Below are 14,900 nucleotides of genomic sequence, written 5' to 3'. Positions count from 1 at the left end.
TTACTGGTTGGGAACGGAAGAAGTGTGCTTGGGTGCCGCTGCCGCGGACGGAAGGAAGAACAGCACCAGGGTGGTCGCCAGGTACAACAGGTAAGCGCCGAGGACGCTGACCGTTGGTGCCTCCTGGTAACCGAACATGCCGGCCAGGACCGAGCCCGCCGGACCGTCCATCGGTAGCGTGGCGCTGATGTCGAAGACCACGCTTTGCAGGTGGTTCCACAGGCCGGCTTCATGCAGGGCCTGGACCGAGTTGGCGAGGATACCGGCGGCGACCACCAGGATAAACAGGCCGGTCCAGCGGAAGAACAACCCCAGGTTCAGGCGCATGCTGCCGCTGTAGATGGCGAAACCGATGAAAATCGCCAGGATCAGGCCGAGCAGGGCGCCGATCGGCGCGCCCGGACCTTCGCTCTGCTGGAACACCGCCAACAGGAAGAACACGGTTTCCAGGCCTTCGCGGGCCACGGCGAAAAACACCATGGCAATCAGTGCCCAGACCTGATGCCTGGAACCGGCGAGCGCCTGGTCGAGGGACTCATGCAGGGCGTGCTTGATGGACCGGGCGACCTTGCGCATCCAGAACACCATCGAGCTGAGGATGCCAACGGCGATCAGTCCGACCACGCCTTCGAAGAGTTCCTGCTGTTTCTGCGGGAACTCGGCACTCATCAGTTCCAGGCCGCCGCCGACCAGCAGGGCGAGGGCGGCGGCGAGAAACACGCCGATCCACACCGCCGACATCCACTGACCCCGGCCAGTCTGCTTGAGGTAACTGGCGATAATGCCAACGATGAGCGCGGCTTCAATGCCTTCGCGCAGCATGATTAGAAAGGGAACCAGCATTCGGTGATGCACCCGTGTTAGAGAGGATGCTAATTTGTAACATAATGATACTCATTACTAAACAGGTTTTATTGTTAATTGCTCCGCGGTGGCTGAATGGGTGGGAGAGTTGACAGTGGGGGATTGCGCTCAAACGAGCGTCTAGCGCTGCATTTGCGAGTTATCTGATCTGGAGTCGAGGTGCTGCGGGTTCGGTTCAAGCTCCATCACGGCAGTACAAAAGCACGACTCATGAAGTTTTCGCAGGAGTGCTGCGCAGGTTCGGGGGCGCCCGCGAGCGGCAGAGGTTTTGCGCATCGCCATAACTGGCCGCTCTTTGCCCTGAATAAAATCGTTCTAAAAAGCCCGGCCAGCGCTTCGGACTTTTTGCTATTCTAAAACTGTAGGTGAAGACGCAGACTGATGCGCAAGAGGATAGCAAGGAAACGTGGGGCGCGTTCCGAAGGGTACACGGTTAGAAAGATCTCCGCGCTGAGATCCAGCCCTTATGCCGTGTGAAGCAGAAGAGCACAAAACTGTTCTGTGAGAGTCCTGATAAACCTTGTAAGCCGGAGACCAGCGCCGGCCACCTACTTAGTTTTCAAAGCCCGCCCTGTGCGGGCTTTTTCGTATCGGCCAGAACTGGCTTGCCAGCGATGGGACCCTTGAGCCTTGCGGTGTCTGTCCGGACGTCATCGCCAGCAAGCTGGCTCCTACAGGTTTTGCGGTGTTTTCAGGATACCGTCCCGATAGGCATCAGTTATTGAAGTTACAAGCGTCCGACAGCTTGAGGTAGCTGATGTCCTCGGGCTTGCCGGCGGTATCGATAAACTTCATATCGGCCGTGACCACCTTGCAGGTCTGGCTCGGTTGTTCGGTCATCGACACGACTTTGGCGATGTGCAAGGGCATGCCGTAATGATAGGGCACGGGTTGGGAGGTGCTGGTGTTGTCGGCCTGGGCTATGCCGGCAAAGGCCGAGACGGCCAGGGCGCCGGTCACCAGCAAGGTACGTAGGTTCATGGTGTTTCTCCGAAGCAGGCTTGAGGTTTCATCCGGCACCGCAATGGCGCTGGACATGCCGCGGAGGGCGTCAGGGGAAATCTGCGCGAGCGCGGTCGATTTCACTTTCCGTGTGCAGGATTAATCCTGAGTTAAGTGTAGGACTTTTATTAGTTTGCTAACGGAGTCAGCGAAGCCTGCCCCCAAATCACCCAACCCCGCACTGCCTTGGGGCCTTCACACCCACTCCTGCGTAGCCTTCCGTAGCACGGCGGCTGTGCTACCGCCCGTGACATCGAGGCCCATAAAAATCTATCTAATTGATTTTTATTAAATTTTAAACCCTGATGCTGGCGCGCTGAACCCTGTGGCACACTTTCTGCTGTCTATTCCGTTGTTACATACTAAGTTCCGTTATAGCGGAATACACATCATCGGAGTGCAACGTCATGCAGCGTGGACTTTCCTTGTTTAAAGCCTGTGTTTTTCTTCTGGCGGCTTCGGCGGCAGTCGCTGCGCAAGCCGCCGACAGCAAGCTCGATAGCGTGCTCAAACGCGGTCACCTGATTGTAGGCACTGGCAGCACCAACGCGCCGTGGCACTTCCAGGGCGCGGACGGCAAGTTGCAGGGGTTCGATATCGATATCGGCGGGATGATCGCCAAGGGCCTGTTCAATGACCCGAGCAAGGTCGAGTACGTGGTGCAGTCTTCCGATGCGCGGATTCCCAACCTGCTGACCGACAAGGTCGATATCAGCTGCCAGTTCATCACCGTCACCGCCAGCCGTGCCCAGCAGGTTGCCTTCACCCTGCCGTACTACCGCGAGGGGGTCGCACTGCTGTTGCCGGCCAATAGCAAATACAAGGAAATCGACAGCCTGCGCGCCGCCGGCGATGGCGTTACCGTGGCCGTGCTGCAGAATGTTTATGCCGAGGAGCTGGTGCACCAGGCACTGCCCAAGGCCAAGGTCGACCAGTACGACAGCGTTGACCTGATGTACCAGGCCATGAGCACCGGCCGCGCCGATGCCGCCGCCACCGATCAGTCTTCGGTCAAGTACCTGATGGTGCAGAAACCTGGCATGTATCGCAGCCCGGCCTTTGCCTGGAGCCCACAGACCTATGCCTGCGCGGTCAAGCGCGGCGACCAGGACTGGCTGAACTTCGTCAACACCGCCTTGCATGAGTCCATGACCGGCGTCGAGTTCCCCACCTACGCAGCCTCCTTCAAGAAATGGTTCGGCGTAGACCTTCCTTCCCCGGAAATCGGTTTCCCAGTCGAATTCAAGTGATCCGTTAAGGGCAGGGCGCCGCGCTCGGCGCCCCGTCGAAGGTACTGCGAACCATGAACTATGAGTTGAACTTTGCCGCCGTCTGGCGCGATTTCGACACCTTGCTGGCGGGACTGGGCCTGGGCCTGGAACTGGCCCTGGTGTCCATCGCCATCGGTTGTGTGATCGGCCTGATGATGGCGTTTGCCTTGCTCAGCAAGCATCGCCCATTGCGGGCGCTGGCGTCGGTGTATGTGACGGTGATCCGTAATACGCCGATCCTGGTGTTGATCCTGTTGATCTATTTCGCCATGCCGAGCCTGGGCATCCGGCTGGACAAGATCCCCTCGTTTATCGTCACGCTGTCGCTGTATGCCGGGGCTTACCTGACCGAGGTATTCCGCGCCGGCCTGCTGAGTATTCCCAAGGGCCAGCGTGAAGCCGGGCTGGCCATCGGCCTCGGCGAATGGCAGGTTCGGGCCTATGTCACCGTGCCGGTGATGTTGCGCAACGTGCTACCGGCGCTGTCCAACAACTTCATTTCGCTGTTCAAGGACACCTCCCTGGCGGCGGCCATCGCCGTGCCGGAGCTGACCTATCACGCCCGCAAGATCAACGTGGAAAGCTACCGGGTGATCGAAACCTGGATGGTCACCACGGCACTCTATGTGGTCGCCTGTTACCTCATTGCCCTGATGCTGCGTCACCTCGAGCAGCGTCTGGCGATCCGCCGATAGGAGGCACTCATGTACGAAGCGCAAAGTTGGTGGCATGAGTTGTGGATCGCCCGGGAAACCCTCTGGGAGGGATTCCAGACCAGTGTCGCGGTTTCGCTCCTGGCGATTGTCTGTGGCACCTTGATCGGCATTGTCGCCGGCCTGGTGCTGACCTACGGCAAGTTCTGGATGCGCGTGCCGTTTCGCCTGTATGTCGACCTGATCCGCGGCACCCCGGTATTCGTGCTGGTCCTGGCCTGCTTTTACATGGCCCCGGCCTTGGGTTGGCAGATCAGCGCCTTCCAGGCCGGCGCGCTGGGGCTGACGCTGTTCTGTGGCTCCCACGTGGCGGAGATCGTGCGCGGCGCGATGCAGGCCATCCCCCGTGGCCAGATGGAGGCGAGCAAGGCCATCGGCCTGACCTTCCACCAGGCCCTCGGTTATGTGCTGCTGCCCCAGGCGCTGCGGCAGATCCTGCCGACCTGGGTCAATTCGTCCACCGAGATCGTCAAGGCCTCGACCCTGCTCTCGGTAATCGGTGTCGCCGAACTGCTGCTCAGCACCCAGCAGGTGATTGCCCGGACCTTCATGACCCTGGAGTTCTACCTGTTCGCCGGTTTCTTGTTCTTCATCATCAACTACTCGATCGAGTTGCTCGGTCGACATATTGAAAAGCGGGTGGCCTTGCCATGACGACTGATTCCCAAGCACTGCTCAGCATTCGCGGGCTGCACAAACAATACGGCAAGCTCGAAGTGCTCAAGGGCGTCGACCTGGACATGCAGCGCGGCAACGTGGTCACGCTGATCGGCTCCAGCGGCTCGGGCAAGACCACGCTGCTGCGCTGCGTGAACCTGCTGGAAGAGTTCCAGGGCGGCCAGATCACCCTGGACGGCGAATCCATCGGCTACAGCGAAGTCAACGGCAAGCGCGTCCGCCATCCGGAAAAAGTCATCGCCCAGCATCGGGCCATGACCGGCATGGCGTTCCAGCAGTTCAACCTGTTTCCACACCTCACGGCCTTGCAGAACGTGACCCTGGGCCTGCTCAAGGTCAAGAAGCTGCCCAAGGACCAGGCCGTGGCGCTGGCGGAGAAATGGCTGGAACGGGTCGGCCTGCTGGAGCGGCGCAATCACTTTCCCGGGCAGTTGTCCGGCGGCCAGCAGCAACGGGTCGCGATTGCCCGGGCCATTGCGATGAACCCGAGCCTGATGCTGTTCGACGAAGTCACCTCGGCCCTCGACCCGGAACTGGTCGGGGAAGTGCTGGCGGTAATCAAGGGCCTGGCGGAAGAGGGAATGACCATGTTGCTGGTCACCCACGAGATGCGTTTTGCCTTCGAGGTCTCGGACAAGATCGTTTTCATGAACCAGGGGCGTATTGAAGAACAGGGGCCACCCAAAGAACTGTTCGAGCGTCCGCAGTCGCCGCGCCTCGCGGAATTTCTGAAAAACACCCGTTTTTAATGTGTTATCCAAGGAGAACAGTATGAGCATTACTCGTTATGGCACCGGCAGCACCGCGGGTGGCGGTCAGCCGCGTCCTTTCGCCCGTGCCGTCGAAGCCGATGGCTGGTTGCACGTGTCCGGCCAGGTACCGGCGCTGAATGGCGAAATCATTGTCGGCGGCATCGTCGAGCAGACGCACCAGACCATGAAGAACCTGATGGCGATTCTCGAAGAAGCCGGTTATGGCCTGGAAGATGTAGTGCGCGCCGGTGTCTGGCTGGAGGACCCACGAGATTTCTGGAGCTTCAACAAGGTGTTTTCCGAGTACTTCACGGCCGAACACGCTCCGGCGCGGGCCTGTGTCCAGGCGAATATGATGGTCGACTGCAAGGTCGAGATCGATTGCATCGCCTACAAGAAAAAGGCCTGACGGTCGGCGTTTGTGTGGTGATCGGAAGACCTGTGGCGAGCGGGCTTGCCCCTGCGCCGCTGTAGGAGCGAGCTTGCTCGTGATGGTAGCCCAGGCACCGTGGGGTATCAGCTGCCCGGTGTCATCGTTGACGACCATCGCGAGCAAGCTCGCTCCTACAACATAGGGGCAGCCCCGCGAACATCAATCTGGGTAAACTCCCCGGCAATTTTTCCAATGAGATGGCACTGACATGAGCGAAGACACCATCAAGCGTCGGGCAAAAGGGCTGGACCGGGCGTTCGATATCCTCGATTACCTCAAGGAAGTCGGCCAGCCGCTGCGTCCCAACGACATCGCCAGCGGCATCGGCAGCCCGAAATCCACGGTCTACGAGCTGGTGGCATCCTTGCTGGAACGGCGCATCCTCGAGTTGGTCGGCAAGGAAGGTCATGTCTATCTGGGCCGTCAGCTGTATTTTCTCGGCCAGGCGCACCTGCGGCATTTCGACCTGAGTCGCGAGGCCGACCACGCCTTGCAGGAAATTGTCAGCCAAACCCGGGAAACCGCGCAGATGTGCCTGCTCAACGGGCGCAAATACACCGTGGCGTTGATGAAGGAAGGTGAGCGGCATTTCCGGATTTCCTCGGACATCGGTGAAAACGCGCCGATTCCCTGGACCGCCTCCGGGCGCCTGCTGCTGGCGCACCTGAGCGACCAGCAAATCATCGACCTGATCGACCATGACGACTTTATCCTGCCGGACGGCCAGCGCCTGCCGTTGGAAGTCTTTCTCAAGGAAATTCGCCAGGCCGGGATCGATGGGTTCTTTTCCTTCGATAGCGTCGCCGACACCTTTACCCATTGTTTCGCCGCGCCCGTCAAGGACGAGCGGGGCATTTGCATCGCGACCCTGTGCATCGTCGCCCCGCGGGCGGATGCCAAGACTCACTACAACGACTATCGCCGGGTGCTGATCGAGAGCGCGAACAACCTGGCCCGTCGCATCAACGACTAGCGCGGCCGCCTGGGGCGCCGCTGATAAGGAGTTTGAAATGCCTACTGCCGTGAACTTCGCCGCCGTGGAAAAAGGCGCCACCAGCGTCGGCGCGCAACTGGTGAACGATGTCAGCTTGCCGGCCCTGGTGCTCCACCGCGATGCGCTGGAGCACAATATTCGCTGGATGCAGGAATTCGTCAGTCGTAGCGGCGCCGAGCTGGCGCCCCATGGCAAGACCAGCATGGTGCCGGCGCTGTTCGCTCGGCAACTGGCCGCCGGAGCCTGGGGCATTACCCTGGCGAGCGCCGTGCAGACCCGTGCCGCCTACGCGGCCGGTGTGCGGCGGGTGCTGATGGCCAACCAACTGGTGGGCGCGCCGAACATGGCGCTGATCGCCGGCTTGCTGGCCGATGCGCAGTTCGAGTTTCACTGCATGGTCGATCACCCGGACAACGTCGCCGCCCTGGGGGCTTTCTTCGCCGAACGCGGCCTGCGCTTGAATGTGATGATCGAGTACGGCGTGGTCGGTGGTCGTTGCGGTTGCCGCAGCGAGCAGGAGGTGCTGGACCTGGCCCGGGCCATCAAGGCCCAGCCGGCGCTGGCCCTGACCGGTATCGAAGGCTATGAAGGGGTGATTCACGGCGATCAGGCCGAGAGTGGCATCCGTGCCTTTGCCGGCTCCCTGGTGCGACTGGCGGTGGAGCTGCAAAACAATGGTGCATTTGATATCGGCAAACCGATCATCACCGCCTCGGGGTCGGCCTGGTACGACCTGATTGCCGAGGAGTTCGAAGCCCAGGACGCCGATGGGCGTTTTCTCAGTGTGTTGCGTCCGGGCAGTTATGTCGCCCATGACCATGGCATCTACAAGGACGCGCAGTGCTGCGTGCTGCATCGTCGGGGTGATCTGAGTGAAGGTTTGCGCCCGGCGCTGGAAGTCTGGGCCCATGTGCAATCGATGCCGGAACCGGGCTTCGCGGTGATCGCCCTGGGCAAGCGCGATGTGGCCTTCGATGCCGGGTTGCCGGTGCCGTTGTTGCGTTATCAGCCGGGAGTATTGCCGGCGCTGGGCGAGGATGTCAGCGCTTGCAAGGTGACAGCGGTGATGGACCAGCATGCGTTCATGACCGTGGCGCCGGGCTGTGAGCTGAAGGTCGGGGATATCGTCTCGTTTGGCACTTCGCATCCGTGCCTGACCTTCGACAAGTGGCGGGTTGGTTGCATTGTCGATGAGCAGATGATGGTTATCGAAGTGTTCGAGACCTGTTTCTAATCGGATACCGCTATCGCGAGCAAGCTTGCTCCTACAGTGTCCGGGTCGTGCCTGACTCTTGTGTACGACCTGAACCTGTAGGAGCAAGCTTGCTCGCGATAGCGTCCTGACAGACACCACGAGACTTTCCGAATGACCACCCTGAACCTGCCCCCACCACGCATCGCCTTGATCGGCGAATGCATGATCGAACTGCAACAACATACCGACGGCAGCCTGCACCAGAGCTTCGGCGGCGACACCCTGAACACCGCCGTCTATCTGTCCCGCGAGCTCGGCGGGCGGGCCTCGGTGGACTATGTCACGGCTCTCGGCGACGACAGCTTCAGCGACAGCATGTGCCGCATCTGGCGCGCGGAAGGCATCGGCCTGGACCTGGTGCAGCGTCTGCCGGGGCGCTTGCCCGGTTTGTACTGCATCCAGACCGACGCCAAGGGTGAGCGGCGTTTTCTCTACTGGCGCAACGAAGCGGCCGTGCGCGACTGCTTTACCGCGCCGACCGCCACCCCGGTGCTGGCGGCTTTACCGGAATACGACGTGCTGTATTTCAGCGGCATCACCCTGGCGGTGCTCGGTGAGCTTGGGCGGGAAAAGCTGATTGCCGTGCTGCAAGAGGCCCGTCGGGGTGATACCCGGGTGGTCTTCGACAACAACTACCGAGCGCGACTCTGGGCGGATGTCGAGCAGGCGCGTGAGGCGTATCGGTCGGTATTGCCCTATGTCGACCTGGCGCTGCTGACTCTGGAAGACGAGCAGGCGCTGTTTGATTATGCCGATAGCGAGGCGGTGTTCAGCGCCTACCAGAACTTCGGCACGCCGGAAGTAGTGATCAAGCGCGGCGCCGAGAGTTGCCTGATTCGCTGCGCGGGCGAGGCCTTCGAGGTTCCGGCGCAGAAGGTCGAGATGGTGCTGGACACCACAGCGGCGGGGGATTCGTTCAGTGCCGCGTACCTGGCCAGTCGCCTGACAGGCGGCGATCCACGACAGGCGGCGTTGGCGGGGCATGCGCTGGCAAGTCGGGTGATTCAGGTGCGTGGGGCGCTGATCCCGCGAGATTGATCTGGAAAATACAGTGCCCCTGAGGGCCTCTTCGCGGGCAAGCTCCACTCCTACAATACCTGTGTTGACCGCAAATAGGGTGGACAACGCAGGCATTGTGGGAGCGGAGCTTGTCGGGACGCCGCACCGCCGCGAAGAACGATGACGCGGTTTTCCGGTTCAATCGCGATAGAAAACCTGCACCAGGTGATAACCGAACTTGCTCTTGATCGGCCCGTGCACGGTGCGCAGCGGCTTCTTGAAGATCACCTGGTCGATGGCGCCGACCATCTGCCCGGGCCGGACTTCCCCCAGGTCGCCGCCACGCTTGCCGGACGGGCAAGTGGAGTACTTTTTGGCCAGCACATCGAAGGCTTCGCCTTTGACGATACGTAGCCTGAGTTGTTCGGCTTCCTCGGCGGTCTTGACCAGGATATGGCGGGCTTGGGCTTTCATCGATTCGTTACCTTGAAGCGTTGGGGCATGTGGCGGGCGCGGGATTATGCCCGAAGATCAGGACGTTTGCCCGATCATGTCGCGCACCCGGTTCGCTAATGCATCGAGGGTGAAGGGCTTGGCGATCAGGTCCATGCCGGGCTCCAGGAAACCCTGGCGCTCGGCGGCTTTCTCGGCGTAACCGGTCATGAACAGCACCTTGAGCCCCGGGCGGTGCTGGCGGGCGACTTCGGCCAATTGTCGCCCATTCATCCCCGGCAGGCCGACATCGGTCACCAGCAGGTCGATCCGCAGGCTCGATTCCAGCAGCGGCAAGGCGGTCCGCGCATCCGCCGCCGGGTGCACGGTATAACCCAACTCGTCGAGGACATTGAGCACCAGCATGCGCACCGCCGGATCATCCTCCACCACCATCACCGATTCGTCGATCTCGGCCAGCGGTGACTCCGCGGGGTGCCGTGGCGGTCGCGGCGTCTCGGCTTGCGCCGCGTGATAGCGCGGCAGGTACAAGCGGACGCAGGTGCCTTTGCCCGGTTCGCTTTCCAGGGTGACGTGACCACCGGACTGCTGGGCAAAGCCATAGATCATCGACAGCCCCAGGCCGGTGCCCTGGCCGATGGGCTTGGTGGTGAAGAACGGGTCGAAGGCCTTGGCCAGGATCAGCGGGCTCATGCCGGTCCCATTGTCGCTGACGCCGATCATCACGTAGTCGCCGGCCTTGACCGGCTCCAGGGTGCTGATATCGCCGCCGTCGAGGTAGCTGTTGGCGGTCTCGATCCGTAGTTCGCCGCCATCGGGCATGGCGTCGCGGGCGTTGATCACCAGATTGAGCAGGGCGCTTTCCAGTTGCCCGGTGTCGGTGTTGACCGGCCAGACATCCTGGCCCAGTTCGACTTTCAGGCTGATATGGGCGCCCTTGGTGCGGCTGAACAATTCTTCCAGCGATTGCACCAACTGGTTGGGATCGATGCGCTTGCGGTCCAGCGATTGCCGGCGGGAAAACGCCAGCAGCCGGTGGGTGAGGGCAGCGGCCCGTTGCGCCGAGCTCACCGCGGCGTCGGCAAAACGGCCGATCTCGTCGCTACGACCGGCGGCGATATAGCGTTGCATCAGGTCCAGGCTGCCGATAATGCCGGTGAGCATATTGTTGAAATCATGGGCAATGCCGCCGGTGAGTTGGCCCACCGCTTCCATTTTCTGCGCATGGCGCAGCGCCTCTTCGGCGCGTTCGCGCTCGACCATCTCGTTCTGCAAGCGCTGGTTGGACTCGGCCAGCGCCCGGGTGCGCTGGGCGACGCGCTCCTCCAGGGTCTCGTTGAGGTTGCGCAGGGCTTCTTCGGTGCGCTTGTGCTCGGTGATATCCAGTGCCGCGCCGACAAAGCGCTGGGCCCGGCCATGGGGCCCGAGGTGGCAGCGCCCACGGGCGAAGACCCAGCGCACCTGGCCGTCGGCTTGCACTACCCGGTATTCTTCAGCGTGCTCGGTGTGTTGCTCCAGGCATTGTTTGATACCGTGGGCCACCAGGGCGCGGTCCTCGGGGTGCACACTGTCCAGGTAGACGCTGATGGGCGTCTGGCTGGCCCGCGCCGGGTCGACACCGTGCAATTGGGCGAAGTGGGCATCGGCGAGAAAAAGGTCCTGGTCGATATCCCAGTCCCAGGTCCCGAGTCGGGTGGCGGTATCGCCTGGAGATCCATTCATAAACCTGCCTTGAAGATGAAGCTTTGGGTTGCGCCGCGGCTTATTATCCCGCCAAGCTGTAGACATTCGTCACATTGAAATGACACAAGCTTAATCGCTAAACCTCTTTTTGACTGTATTGCGGACACTTTTGCCATGGATATCCACGCGTTGCTGAAAACCCTGGCCGCCCAGGACGGTTCGGACCTGTATCTGTCCACCGGGGCGCCGCCCTGCGCCAAATTCAATGGCGTGCTCAAGCCGTTGGGCGGCGAATCGCTGAAGCTCGGCGAAGTGGCGGCCATTGCCGACGGTATCATGGACGCCGAACAACGCCTGCAGTTCGAACGGGAACTGGAAATGAATCTGGCCTTGTCCCTGCCGGGTGTCGGTCGGTTCCGGATCAATATCTTCAAGCAGCGTAACGAAGTGTCCATCGTGGCGCGCAATATCAAGCTGGAAATTCCTCGTTTCGAAGACCTCAAGCTGCCGCCGATCCTGCTCGAGACCATCATGGAAAAACGTGGACTGGTGCTGTTCGTCGGCGCCACCGGTTCGGGCAAGTCGACTTCCCTGGCGGCCTTGATCGACTACCGCAACCGCCACAGCAGCGGCCACATCATCACCATCGAAGATCCGGTGGAGTATATCCATCGCCACAAGAAGTCGATCATCAACCAGCGCGAGGTCGGGGTCGACACCCGCAGCTTCCACGCAGCGCTGAAAAACACCCTGCGTCAGGCGCCGGACGTGATCCTGATCGGCGAGATCCGCGACCGTGAAACCATGGAGCATGCCCTGGCGTTCGCCGATACCGGGCACCTGGCAATCTCCACCCTGCACGCCAACAACGCCAACCAGGCGCTGGACCGCATCATCAACTTCTTTCCGGAAGATCGCCGGCCGCAATTGCTCAATGACCTGGGCAACAACCTCAAGGCGTTCGTTTCACAACGCCTGGTCGCCACCCTGGACGGCAAGCGCCGGGCGGCGGTAGAAGTGATGCTGGGCACGCCGACGGTGCGTGACTTTATCAAGCGCAACGAGTTCTCCGAGCTCAAGGGCATCATGGAGAAGTCCGAGCTCATCGGCATGCGCACCTTCGATACGGCCTTGTTCGAACTGGTGGTGGAGGGGGCGATTGACGAGGAGGAGGCACTGAAGAATGCCGACTCGGTGAACAACCTGCGCCTGCGCCTGAAGCTGCACCAGGATACCGCGGCCCTGACCGTGCAGAAGACCGCTCCCGCGCCGCCGATCGCGGCGAAGGAGTTGGATGCCAAGGATTGGGGCCTGGTGGAGGATGGTGGCTTGCCCCGCAGTTGATAGGGATAAACGCGCTGCTCAGTCCAGCTGATGTCGATACGGCAAGTCCGGGCCGTTACGGCTACAGGTAATCGCCGCGGCACTGACGGCGAAGGTCAGCATCGCGTCGATCTGGGGCTTGTCCAGGTGTTCCAAGCCCTGCACCGAGTCCAGTTGCTGTTCGGTCAACCAGGCGATCAGGGCGGCCTGGAAGGTATCGCCGGCACCGACGGTATCGGCGGTAACGACTTCGCGGGCCGGCACCGACCAGTGGCCATGCCGGCGACTGTAGACACTGGCGCCCTGGGTGCCACGGGTCAGGAACACCAGCTGGCAGCGCTTGGCCAGCCATTCCTGGGCGATGTCCTGCGGGTCGCGATCCGGGTAGAGCAGGCCCAGGTCCTCGTCGCTGACCTTGATCATATCGGCATGTTCGGCCAGGGCCGCGATCCGCTGGCGCCAGAGCTCGATGTTCGGCTCCGGGTTGAGTCTGACGTTGGGGTCGAGGGTGATCAGCCGCCGACCGCTTTCCCGTCGCACCAGGTTCAGCAGGGTGTCGGCAATCGGTTGCACCACCAACGAGAATGAGCCGATATGCAGGCCGCGCACCTCGTCGCCGAGTTTCGGCAGGTGCCCCGGCAGCAACTGGCGGTCGGCACAGCCTTCGCCCCGGAAACTGTAATGCGGCGAGCCGTCGGCGCCCACGGCGACCATCGCCAGGGTGGTGGGCGCGTCGAAGTCCAGCAGGTAATCGGCGCGTACGCCTTCTTCCTGCAGGACCTGTTGCAAGCGGCGTCCGAGGTAGTCGGTGGACAAGCCGGCAAACAACGCCGCATCGACCCCCAGGCGGCGCAGACCGACCGCGACGTTGAACGGCGAACCACCGGCAATCGCCTTGAAATTCACTTTCGCGGTTTGCCCGCTCGTATCATCACTGAAAAAATCGAACAGCGCTTCACCACAGACCAGATACATGGGAACTCACTCTTGAAGGGCCGCTACCTGTTGGCGGTAGCGTTGGTAAATGGGTTGGTAGGCAGCGACATTGGCTGCAATCGGCCGGGTTTCGCTCGCCAGATCGAGGCTGACGCAACGTTCGCACAGTCCGGCCAGATCTTGCACGCCGGCGGACTCGCACCAGGCCGCCTGGATCGCCGCACCGAGGGCCGCGGCTTCGCTCTGGCGGGTGCAGACCACCGGGGTGTCCATGATATCGGCGACCATCTGCCGCCACACCGGGCTTTTCGAGCCGCCGCCGGTCAAGCGGATGCCGTGGCTGCGCAGGCCGGCTTCGCGCAGCAGGTCCAGGCCATAACGCAAACCGAAGGTGGTGCCCTCGACCACGGCCCGGCACAGATTGGCCTGGGTCAGGTTGGTCAGGGTCAGGCCTGACAGGCTGCCATTGGCCTGGGGCAGGGCAGGCACCCGTTCACCGTTGAGAAACGGCAGCATGCTGACCCCGTCGGCGCCGATCGGGGCTTGCTCGACCCGGGTATTGAACTCGTCGAGCCCGAGATTGAACAACTCGCGCACGGCGCCGGTGGCGTTGGTCAGGTTCATGGTGCAGATCAGCGGCAGCCAGCCACCGCTGGAAGAGCAGAAGGCCGCGACCGAGGCATGCGGGCTGACCAGCGGCTGGTCGGCATAGGCATAGACCGTACCGGACGAGCCCAGGCTCATGGTGATGACCCCGGCCTGGATATTGCCGGTGCCGATGGCACCCATCATGTTGTCGCCACCGCCACTGGCAACCATTGCGTTCGGGTTGATGCCCAGCCGTCCGGCGATTTCGGGAAGTATCCGGCCCACCGGCTGGTGGGCTTCGATCAGCTCCGGCAAGGCCGCTTGCAGGCGCCCGCTGGGGTCGATCTCGTGCAGCAGGGACAGGTCCCAGCGGCGTTTGCGCACATCGAAATAGCCGCTGCCCGAGGCATCGCCATATTCCGCGCAACTACGGCCGGTGAGCCAGTAGTTGAGGTAATCGTGAGGCAGCAGGATATGCGCGATCCGGGCGAACAGTTCGGGATGCTGTTCCCGGGTCCAGAGCAGCTTGGACACGGTATAGCCGGGAGCGATTACCAGGCCGAGGCGTTCGAGCGAGCCCTGTTCGCCGCCCAGCTGTTCCAGCAGGCGCTGGTTTTGCGGGGTGGTTTCGGTGTCGCACCAGAGCTTGGCCGGGCGCAGAACCTGGCCCTGCTCATCGAGCAGGACCAGACCGTGCTGCTGGCCGGAAACGCCGATAGCAAGGATCGCCTGGCCGTCGACGGCGGCCACCGCCAGTGCTTGCTGGGTGGCTTGGACAAAAGCCTCCAGCCATTGCCCGGTGTCCTGCTCGCGGCGGCCGTTGGCGCCGCTGATCATCGTATGCGGCGCCGCGCCCTGGCCCAGCACTTGACCGCTGACGCTGTCGAGGACGATGGCCTTGGTGCCTTGGGTGCCGCAGTCGATGCCCAGATAGAGTTTTTGATTCATGGCGGTGC

General features: G+C 61.9%; 14 protein-coding genes and 1 pseudogene. 9 read left to right on the top strand and 6 right to left on the bottom strand.

The genetic code is table 11. The annotated features are described in order from the left end of the window. Together efeU and AC07T0_RS09485 are read right to left on the bottom strand one after the other, a co-directional pair. Nucleotides 1-843: an iron uptake transporter permease EfeU gene (gene efeU, locus AC07T0_RS09490; protein WP_495000917.1), complete on the bottom strand. Its 843-nt coding sequence runs from the start codon at nt 841-843 to the stop codon at nt 1-3. A gap of 735 nt (nt 844-1,578) precedes the next feature. Continuing rightward, a complete protein-coding gene (locus AC07T0_RS09485) occupies nt 1,579-1,845 on the bottom strand; it encodes a DUF2790 domain-containing protein (protein ID WP_495000916.1) in 267 nt (88 codons plus the stop codon). A 428-nt stretch (nt 1,846-2,273) separates the two neighbouring features. Between AC07T0_RS09485 and AC07T0_RS09480 the strand changes: the two genes are divergently transcribed. From AC07T0_RS09480 to AC07T0_RS09445, 8 genes are all read left to right on the top strand, one after another. Beyond that, complete coding sequence (locus AC07T0_RS09480) at nt 2,274-3,116, top strand: transporter substrate-binding protein (protein ID WP_495000915.1); 843 nt, start codon at nt 2,274-2,276, stop codon at nt 3,114-3,116. 53 nt (nt 3,117-3,169) lie between these two features. Beyond that, the gene (locus tag AC07T0_RS09475; RefSeq protein ID WP_495000914.1) at nt 3,170-3,832 is read left to right on the top strand and encodes an amino acid ABC transporter permease; all 663 of its coding nucleotides are present in this window, start codon (nt 3,170-3,172) and stop codon (nt 3,830-3,832) included. 9 nt (nt 3,833-3,841) lie between these two features. Then, nucleotides 3,842-4,504, top strand: coding sequence for an amino acid ABC transporter permease (locus AC07T0_RS09470; RefSeq protein WP_495000913.1), 663 nt, complete (start codon nt 3,842-3,844; stop codon nt 4,502-4,504). Then, entirely contained in the window at nt 4,501-5,277 is a 777-nt protein-coding gene (locus AC07T0_RS09465; RefSeq protein WP_100941152.1) for an amino acid ABC transporter ATP-binding protein, read from the top strand. Before AC07T0_RS09470 ends, AC07T0_RS09465 begins: the two co-directional genes overlap by 4 nt. A 22-nt stretch (nt 5,278-5,299) precedes the next feature. Then, the gene (locus AC07T0_RS09460; protein ID WP_495000912.1) at nt 5,300-5,689 is read left to right on the top strand and encodes a RidA family protein; all 390 of its coding nucleotides are present in this window, start codon (nt 5,300-5,302) and stop codon (nt 5,687-5,689) included. A gap of 232 nt (nt 5,690-5,921) precedes the next feature. After that, complete coding sequence (locus AC07T0_RS09455) at nt 5,922-6,686, top strand: IclR family transcriptional regulator (protein ID WP_495000911.1); 765 nt, start codon at nt 5,922-5,924, stop codon at nt 6,684-6,686. Nucleotides 6,687-6,723: 37 nt separating this feature from the next. After that, nucleotides 6,724-7,941 carry an amino acid deaminase gene (locus tag AC07T0_RS09450; RefSeq protein ID WP_495000910.1) on the top strand — a complete coding sequence of 406 codons (1,218 nt, stop codon included), beginning with the start codon at nt 6,724-6,726 and terminating at the stop codon, nt 7,939-7,941. A gap of 132 nt (nt 7,942-8,073) precedes the next feature. Further along, the gene (locus AC07T0_RS09445) at nt 8,074-9,000 is read left to right on the top strand and encodes a sugar kinase (protein ID WP_495000909.1); all 927 of its coding nucleotides are present in this window, start codon (nt 8,074-8,076) and stop codon (nt 8,998-9,000) included. A 159-nt stretch (nt 9,001-9,159) separates the two neighbouring features. Here the strand turns inward: AC07T0_RS09445 and AC07T0_RS09440 are convergent, their stop codons facing one another. Further along, nucleotides 9,160-9,435 carry a peptidylprolyl isomerase gene (locus tag AC07T0_RS09440; protein WP_103499111.1) on the bottom strand — a complete coding sequence of 92 codons (276 nt, stop codon included), beginning with the start codon at nt 9,433-9,435 and terminating at the stop codon, nt 9,160-9,162. 57 nt (nt 9,436-9,492) lie between these two features. After that, nucleotides 9,493-11,103: pseudogene (locus tag AC07T0_RS09435) on the bottom strand (ATP-binding protein); the annotation flags it as partial. Nucleotides 11,104-11,271: 168 nt separating this feature from the next. Between AC07T0_RS09435 and AC07T0_RS09430 the strand changes: the two are divergent. After that, entirely contained in the window at nt 11,272-12,441 is a 1,170-nt protein-coding gene (locus AC07T0_RS09430) for a PilT/PilU family type 4a pilus ATPase (protein ID WP_495000908.1), read from the top strand. An 18-nt stretch (nt 12,442-12,459) separates the two neighbouring features. Here AC07T0_RS09430 and AC07T0_RS09425 read toward each other — a convergent pair whose 3' ends face one another. Both AC07T0_RS09425 and xylB read right to left on the bottom strand, forming a co-directional pair. Further along, complete coding sequence (locus tag AC07T0_RS09425; protein ID WP_495000907.1) at nt 12,460-13,395, bottom strand: carbohydrate kinase family protein; 936 nt, start codon at nt 13,393-13,395, stop codon at nt 12,460-12,462. 6 nt (nt 13,396-13,401) lie between these two features. Further along, nucleotides 13,402-14,892: a xylulokinase gene (xylB, locus tag AC07T0_RS09420; RefSeq protein WP_495000906.1), complete on the bottom strand. Its 1,491-nt coding sequence runs from the start codon at nt 14,890-14,892 to the stop codon at nt 13,402-13,404. Nucleotides 14,893-14,900 lie beyond the last annotated feature (8 nt).

It is taken from the genome of Pseudomonas sp. GW821-FHT04D07, assembly GCF_059420225.1.
Note: the sequence above shows the minus strand (reverse complement) of the source record. Positions and strands in the feature narration are given on the sequence as shown.

Excerpts from the sequence above, each read along its gene's own strand:
- efeU (WP_495000917.1), bottom strand. The coding sequence starts at position 843 with ATGCTGGTTCCCTTTCTAATCATGCTGCGCGAAGGCATTGAAGCCGCG.
- AC07T0_RS09485 (WP_495000916.1), bottom strand. The coding sequence starts at position 1,845 with ATGAACCTACGTACCTTGCTGGTGACCGGCGCCCTGGCCGTCTCGGCC.
- AC07T0_RS09480 (WP_495000915.1), top strand. The coding sequence starts at position 2,274 with ATGCAGCGTGGACTTTCCTTGTTTAAAGCCTGTGTTTTTCTTCTGGCG.
- AC07T0_RS09475 (WP_495000914.1), top strand. The coding sequence starts at position 3,170 with ATGAACTATGAGTTGAACTTTGCCGCCGTCTGGCGCGATTTCGACACC.
- AC07T0_RS09470 (WP_495000913.1), top strand. The coding sequence starts at position 3,842 with ATGTACGAAGCGCAAAGTTGGTGGCATGAGTTGTGGATCGCCCGGGAA.
- AC07T0_RS09465 (WP_100941152.1), top strand. The coding sequence starts at position 4,501 with ATGACGACTGATTCCCAAGCACTGCTCAGCATTCGCGGGCTGCACAAA.
- AC07T0_RS09460 (WP_495000912.1), top strand. The coding sequence starts at position 5,300 with ATGAGCATTACTCGTTATGGCACCGGCAGCACCGCGGGTGGCGGTCAG.
- AC07T0_RS09455 (WP_495000911.1), top strand. The coding sequence starts at position 5,922 with ATGAGCGAAGACACCATCAAGCGTCGGGCAAAAGGGCTGGACCGGGCG.
- AC07T0_RS09450 (WP_495000910.1), top strand. The coding sequence starts at position 6,724 with ATGCCTACTGCCGTGAACTTCGCCGCCGTGGAAAAAGGCGCCACCAGC.
- AC07T0_RS09445 (WP_495000909.1), top strand. The coding sequence starts at position 8,074 with ATGACCACCCTGAACCTGCCCCCACCACGCATCGCCTTGATCGGCGAA.
- AC07T0_RS09440 (WP_103499111.1), bottom strand. The coding sequence starts at position 9,435 with ATGAAAGCCCAAGCCCGCCATATCCTGGTCAAGACCGCCGAGGAAGCC.
- AC07T0_RS09430 (WP_495000908.1), top strand. The coding sequence starts at position 11,272 with ATGGATATCCACGCGTTGCTGAAAACCCTGGCCGCCCAGGACGGTTCG.
- AC07T0_RS09425 (WP_495000907.1), bottom strand. The coding sequence starts at position 13,395 with ATGTATCTGGTCTGTGGTGAAGCGCTGTTCGATTTTTTCAGTGATGAT.
- xylB (WP_495000906.1), bottom strand. The coding sequence starts at position 14,892 with ATGAATCAAAAACTCTATCTGGGCATCGACTGCGGCACCCAAGGCACC.